This window comes from Planktotalea sp. (assembly GCF_049680325.1).
Taxonomy (GTDB): Bacteria; Pseudomonadota; Alphaproteobacteria; order Rhodobacterales; family Rhodobacteraceae; genus Planktotalea.
The window spans coordinates 1-5824 of sequence record NZ_JBAUHO010000030.1; the positions used below are offsets into that span (position 1 = coordinate 1).

Sequence of the window (5824 nt, forward strand, 5' to 3'; positions counted from 1 at the left end):
GTAGATAGGGCTTCCAGTAGCTGGAGGGTCAAGGGTTGATGTGGATTTAATCTTCGTGCTGTTTTAATGTGGCGGGTTTCGACCGGCCTGAACATCACGCTCCCGCTCGGGCCAGGTGGAGCGGATATAGGCGAGGATATCCCATATCTCGTTATCCGAAATTACGCCTTCAAACGCAGGCATGCCGCTGTTAAATCCGGTCACACCCATCGCGGCCAAAGCCGCCTGCCCGCCCTGCTTGGTATAATCGAACAACATTGAATTATCGTGATGCCATGTATGGCCAGACGCATCATGCGGTGGTGCAGGAAGGACGCCGTCCTCTCCGGCAGAGCGCCAATTCGGCTGGCCTTCCAAATTCACCCCATGGCAGGCGGCGCAGTTCGCGGCATAGAGCATTGCACCTGCGGCGATGTCTCGCCCCTCCAATTCGTGATCAGCATGTGCAGCGCTTGCGCAAACCATCAGGACCAGTGCCAGCCTTCTCATGCGACAGTAACCCATGTGCGCATACCACCCACCGCGTGGCTCAGCATATGGCAATGCAGCAACCATTTGCCCGGATTGTCAAAGACACAGATAATATCACGGCTGGCGCGCGCATCCACCAGCGTGGTGTCGCGGAGATCCCCAAGGACTCCGTTTGCATCCACCTCATAGAAGTGGTGGCCATGCAAATGGATACCATGCGGAAAGGAGGTATCGTTGACCAAGGTAATCCGAACCGTCTCGCCCCTTTGAAACGCGCCGAAAGGCTCCGGTTGCAGATCGGAGACGTTATTGAAGGCCCAGATGTTGTCACCCCCGTGCCGCCCGCCCATGGCACCGCCCATCATGGTAAGGGTCAAGTGCTGTGTAGGCCTGTCCGGTTTGGGTAAATCCGGCGCAGCAAGAGCCCCAATCGGGGTTGGTTGTCTATCGGAATTCGCACCCACGGCAGCAAGGTCGGCCAAGCGGAACGACCCGTCACGCATCAGCATATCAAAGGCGACGTCCTCCTGAACATCTACGATCAGATCAGCGCGCTGCGCAGGGGCCAGTGTAATGTCGGTTAAGGCACGCGGCACAGCCAGCGCCATACCGTCAAGCGCCACAATAGATCCGGCAGCCCCGCTTATTTGCAATGGAAATATCCTGTTGGTGGCTGCATTAATGAGACGCAAGCGGACGCGGTCACCGGTGCTGACTTGCGATTGCGATAAAAACCCGCGTGCAAAATTTCCCATATAACCGCCATGGGCGACACTGTGCATGTCGGAAAACTCGTCAATGAGGCTGCCGTCTTCCTGCAACCTCCAATCCGCGAGAAGCACAGTAATGTCATGATCCACGTCCGGCGGCACATCATCCTCGATAATAAGCGGTCCCATCATGCCGCGTGCCACCTGCTCATGCGAAATGTAATGCGAGTGATACCAGTATGTGCCGGAATCCGGCGGCACATAGCTGTAGGTCATTCGCGCGCCCGGTTGGATCAACTCCTGCGTGAGCATCGGCACCCCATCCATCCTGTTTTCCAGCCGTATACCATGCCAGTGAACGGCGGTGCCCTCCTCAAGCGCATTCTCGACCTCCACCTCAGCCCGAATGCCACGGCGCAGGCGCAGTTCGGGCCCTGGCATCCCGCCATTGAAGCCCAGCATCGCCGTCGTCCCCTCGCCCTCGGGCAAGACCTGCTGCACAACCGCTTCGGCTTTCAACCGCAACATCTCCCCCGCCGCAAAAACAGCGCGTGGCAGAAATGCAAGCGCGCTGGTCGAAGCTAAAAAAGTCCGTCTCTTCATGTAAACCTCATGTCGGCAAAGAGAGTGTGGATGTCAGAACCGCGGTAACAGCCAGCACAGTCAAGATAACGCCCCATTCGATGGAAATAGAGCGCGACAGATGCCCTGCGGCATGCGGATCGCCCGCTTTGAGCGCAGGAATAAATCGCAGCTTGTTTGCAGCCCCCAACGCAAGCAGTCCGACAACAAACAGGACCTTCAAGATCATCGCCTGCCCGTATCCCGTGCCCAGCAGCGCAGCAACTGAGCCTACAAGCATATAGCCGAGATAGACGCCGGCAATAATCAGAGCGGGAATTACTCCCCGTGCGACAATACCGAAGCGATGTCCAAGATCTGCGGCCCTTGGCCAATGCGCGGGCACAGCTGCGAGCCGTTTAAGGGGAATGAGTATTCCAAGCCAGAATGCGATAGCCCCCAAATGCAGCACCAGTGCGCCATCAAGAAGTGCCGTATCCCGTGTCGATACATGGCTGACCAACGGGAATGACCAAAGTGAAATAACCCCGCCAACGCTTGACAGCAAAAGCCCAACACGCCCCATAAACAGTCCCGCAATCAAAAGACCAAGGCCGAGGACACGGCATAAAAGCGCTGTTCCAACCGAGGTGCCCCAGAGAAGCCCCAGCATCTCTGGATCGGTCATCCCGCTTGCATCACCCGTCAGATTGGCTCCACCAAGAGCAAACGACAGGACAGCGGCGGCAAGCCCCAGCACTCCAAAGGCAATTGCAGGCCCTTTGTAGCGGTCCGTCTTGAAAACCAGAGCAACAATCACCGTGCCGACCGCCGTCAGGACGCCCAGATATAGGGCCATCTTGGTAATGATCGCTGCGAGCCCCCAGATATCAGGCATACTTACTCTACAACAAAGCTGAACGAGCCGGTCATAGCATGTCCGTCAGCCCCCAATCCGCGCCAATCAATGACATAGGCGCCGCTCCCCATGGGTTGCATTGGCACGGTAAAATCAATCTCCATCCCCTTATAGGCGCTCAGGTCAAGATCGACAGACGCGTGATCCGCATGCGTCATGCTCACCCGTGTTAAGCGGATATCGTGCAAAAAGTTCATGACAACTTCAGCAGGAGCTTCGGTCAAAACCGCCTCGTGGGCCGGTGTCGTCTCGTCCATGGCCGAATGCGCCAAAGCGCCTGTCGCGAATAAAGCCATTGTGCCCGCAAGCAGTATATTTTTCATTCTCATTTCCTCATAGGCCATCAGTTGATCCCGTTGGCGCGTTGCAATTCTCGAATGTAGGTGGTGATCAATGTGACATCACCGCGTGTCAGCCCCTCGACCGCCGGCATGTCGCCAAAAGGCCAGTGATGTGCGCGCACGCCAAGAGACACCGCCCGCTGGAAACTTTCGTCCGCATGGTGGCTGGGCTCATAAATAATGTGGACAAGCGGGGGTGCGATACCCTCCTGCCCTGCCGCGTTGATCCCGTGGCAGGAGGCGCAATTCACATCATAGGCACGCTGCCCGATCTGAGCATTTTGCGTGAAAGCGTCGGGTAACGTGACACTCACGATCTCGGCCCCAGCATTAGAGCCAACCGAACTTTCAGCAGGTTTGATCCCCTCAAGAGACAAGTAGGTCAACCCGACACCCAGCACTGCGATAACCACTGCGGCGGCTATTATCAACTTCATCACTGCATCTGCCTCTCAATCGTTTTGAAGCAGCGATACGTGTTCCAGCAGGTGGAAGGTCAAGACCTAAATCATCAATCAATATGAAAAATAATGACTTCTAACAGTTACCGAGAACCTCCCCGTTTGTATGGAAAGACCGCAAGTTTGGCTTCGCTCGCCGCGAGCCCAAGTAAGTCCGTCGAACGGGAGCTCTCAAATCGCTCAAGCCCTCGACGTACTTTTCCCCTTGCTTAACTCGCGAGTGTCCTGTGCGGTATAGCCGCTTGCTGGGTCGAATATACGGCGTAGATAACAAAAAACTGACTTTAAAATCATCTATCAGCGGCGCCGCAATCCAGATCAACATTACAGCACAGAAATTGTCAGGAACGGCCCATAGCGAACAATAATGGACTTTGTAGCAAACAGAGGCATAAATCCCAAAATACAATTTTTACGATGCGGGAAAATCCGTTCACGGTATATCCATTTTGGAGGTCTGGTCACCCACAATATTTCGTGTGGGTGACCAGGTTGCTGCTTACTCGCCCCGGACGATCTCGCTGTAGCTGCCGTTCAATTGCAGTGTCACAGTCACGTCCGTTTTGTCCCGGTTGCGCCAGAACCAGCCATGGTCACCGGCGAAGGGGGTCTCGAAACTCCCTTCCGCTGATGTCTGACCGCGGCCTGTCTCATACGTCACAGCCTCCCCACCTGCATGGGCATGAAGATCGAAATTGATACGGCCTCCGGTAGCGACCCAAGCATAGGTCAGCGTGGCGCCTTGCTCCATCGTGGCTTTGATCTCGGTGGATGCGCCGGGTGCAAGAGTGAAGGTGATCTCGTCTTGCCACGCTTGTTGTGCGGCAGCTGATGAGACGAACAGACCGAAGACGTCATTCATCAAAGACGAGGATTCATCGCTACCGTGTAACGCTTCGTCCGCCGCTGCCTCTGCCGCGAGCTGCTGTTTGATCTCGCCCATTTCGGTCAGGCCGAGGATGCTTCCCACGCCCGTGGGATCTGTTCCATATTCAGCGGGCAGATAGACCATGACACCGATGGCCACAGCCCCGAGCCCCGCGATTACCGTATAGCGGCGCAATTGCGCAGGGGTCGGCAGGTCTTCGATCTTGGGTTTTGGTGCGTTGTTCATTGTTCTCTCCAATTCTTATGTGCTGGCGATGTAGCCCGCGACCTGCTGGTAGGTCAGAAGGCCGCCAAGGAATGCCATGATGATGTTTGCGACTGTTGCCTGACGCATGAAGTTCGGACTGCGGCGCCAGTATCCCATGACGATCAGGATCACGAAGAGCGCCAAAAGCTGACCCACTTCGACACCTACGTTGAAGGCGAGAAGATTGGCCAACAGTCCGTCTTCGGCAATCTTGTATTCGAGAATTTTCGAGGCCAGACCAGTGCCGTGGAACAGCCCGAAAATCAGCGTTGCCGCCTTGGTGTTGGGCTGAACGCCGAACCACTTCTGGTAGACGCCGAGATTGTCGAGCGCCTTGTAGATGACTGAAAGTCCAATGATTGCGTCGATGATATAGGCGTTGATGCCCCAGCCATACCAGACCCCCAGCATCATCGTGACCGAGTGTCCGACGGCAAAAATGCTGACGTAAATGGCGACGTCTTTCATATGATAGAGAAAGAAGACAACGCCGAGCAGGAACAGAATGTGGTCATATCCGGTGATCATGTGTTTCGCCCCCAGATAGATGAACGAGATGACATGCACCCCGAAAATCTCCTGAATATAGCCCGCATCGCCCGGTGTAACGGCATGAGCTGATGCGGTGGTCGCAAAGGCAGTGAGCGCCGCTGTGATTGCAAGAAATAGGATCGAAGCGTGCCGCAAAACATGCAACAGCCGCTCCGACCTGTAGGATCGGTTAAGTATCATTTTGAATTTTCCGTTTATTTGAGTGTGATTGAAAAGCTGCCTTTTAAGGCGCGTCATCACACTCTTGGCGGTCGATCCAGGCCATAGTCCTGACGTCCCCGCATGCCACTGTCTGACAGGGCCGCGATTGTGCTGGAAGGGCCCGTTTCGCTCGTCGCGTCACGCGGCGGTAAAAACGCGACATTGTGATCGTGATCGGTAATCTCATGGCTATGCGCCAGATAAGCGTGCATGACATCCACGATGTCCTCATGCGCGTGCCCATGCTCTGTTATCTCGTCGTGGTGATCCGCTACAATCTTCGCCAAATCGGAAAAGTCGTGCGCGACGAGGCGTGAATTCGCAGACAGCACAAGACCGACCGCTAAAGCGATAATCAGAAATCCTCTCAGGGATCTTGCGATTTGTTGCATCATCCTGTGCGCCCTCATGGGTCTTTGCTCGCTCCAACTGTTCCTGAATAAGGTAGAGGTGAAAATATGACAAGGTCGCGG

The 5824-nt window shown here is 55.4% G+C and carries 8 protein-coding genes; all 8 read right to left on the reverse strand.

The window, feature by feature from the left end; genetic code table 11:
* Positions 1–63: 63 nt before the first annotated feature.
* Positions 64–489 (reverse strand): c-type cytochrome, encoded by a 426-nt coding sequence (locus WBC85_RS01515; RefSeq protein WP_424432918.1) that lies wholly within the window; start codon positions 487–489, stop codon positions 64–66.
* Positions 486–1784, reverse strand: a complete 1299-nt coding sequence (locus WBC85_RS01520) for a multicopper oxidase family protein (RefSeq protein WP_424432919.1) — start codon at positions 1782–1784, stop codon at positions 486–488. The genes WBC85_RS01515 and WBC85_RS01520 overlap by 4 nt, the downstream gene beginning before the upstream one ends.
* 7 nt (positions 1785–1791) lie before the next feature.
* Positions 1792–2640, reverse strand: a complete 849-nt coding sequence (locus WBC85_RS01525; protein WP_424432920.1) for a copper resistance D family protein — start codon at positions 2638–2640, stop codon at positions 1792–1794.
* A 2-nt stretch (positions 2641–2642) separates the two neighbouring features.
* A complete protein-coding gene (locus tag WBC85_RS01530) occupies positions 2643–2984 on the reverse strand; it encodes a copper resistance CopC family protein (RefSeq protein WP_424432921.1) in 342 nt (113 codons plus the stop codon).
* 20 nt (positions 2985–3004) lie between these two features.
* Complete coding sequence (locus WBC85_RS01535; RefSeq protein ID WP_424432922.1) at positions 3005–3439, reverse strand: c-type cytochrome; 435 nt, start codon at positions 3437–3439, stop codon at positions 3005–3007.
* A gap of 523 nt (positions 3440–3962) precedes the next feature.
* On the reverse strand, positions 3963–4577 hold the full coding sequence (locus tag WBC85_RS01540) for a transmembrane anchor protein (RefSeq protein ID WP_424432923.1): 615 nt from the start codon (positions 4575–4577) through the stop codon (positions 3963–3965).
* A 15-nt stretch (positions 4578–4592) separates the two neighbouring features.
* Positions 4593–5330 (reverse strand): HupE/UreJ family protein, encoded by a 738-nt coding sequence (locus WBC85_RS01545; RefSeq protein ID WP_424432924.1) that lies wholly within the window; start codon positions 5328–5330, stop codon positions 4593–4595.
* A gap of 56 nt (positions 5331–5386) precedes the next feature.
* Complete coding sequence (locus tag WBC85_RS01550; RefSeq protein ID WP_424432925.1) at positions 5387–5746, reverse strand: hypothetical protein; 360 nt, start codon at positions 5744–5746, stop codon at positions 5387–5389.
* Between the last annotated feature and the right edge of the window lie 78 nt (positions 5747–5824).

Coding starts and splice junctions, on each gene's coding strand:
- WBC85_RS01515 (WP_424432918.1), bottom strand. CDS start 489: ATGAGAAGGCTGGCACTGGTCCTGATGGTTTGCGCAAGCGCTGCACAT.
- WBC85_RS01520 (WP_424432919.1), bottom strand. CDS start 1,784: ATGAAGAGACGGACTTTTTTAGCTTCGACCAGCGCGCTTGCATTTCTG.
- WBC85_RS01525 (WP_424432920.1), bottom strand. CDS start 2,640: ATGCCTGATATCTGGGGGCTCGCAGCGATCATTACCAAGATGGCCCTA.
- WBC85_RS01530 (WP_424432921.1), bottom strand. CDS start 2,984: ATGAAAAATATACTGCTTGCGGGCACAATGGCTTTATTCGCGACAGGC.
- WBC85_RS01535 (WP_424432922.1), bottom strand. CDS start 3,439: ATGAAGTTGATAATAGCCGCCGCAGTGGTTATCGCAGTGCTGGGTGTC.
- WBC85_RS01540 (WP_424432923.1), bottom strand. CDS start 4,577: ATGAACAACGCACCAAAACCCAAGATCGAAGACCTGCCGACCCCTGCG.
- WBC85_RS01545 (WP_424432924.1), bottom strand. CDS start 5,330: ATGATACTTAACCGATCCTACAGGTCGGAGCGGCTGTTGCATGTTTTG.
- WBC85_RS01550 (WP_424432925.1), bottom strand. CDS start 5,746: ATGATGCAACAAATCGCAAGATCCCTGAGAGGATTTCTGATTATCGCT.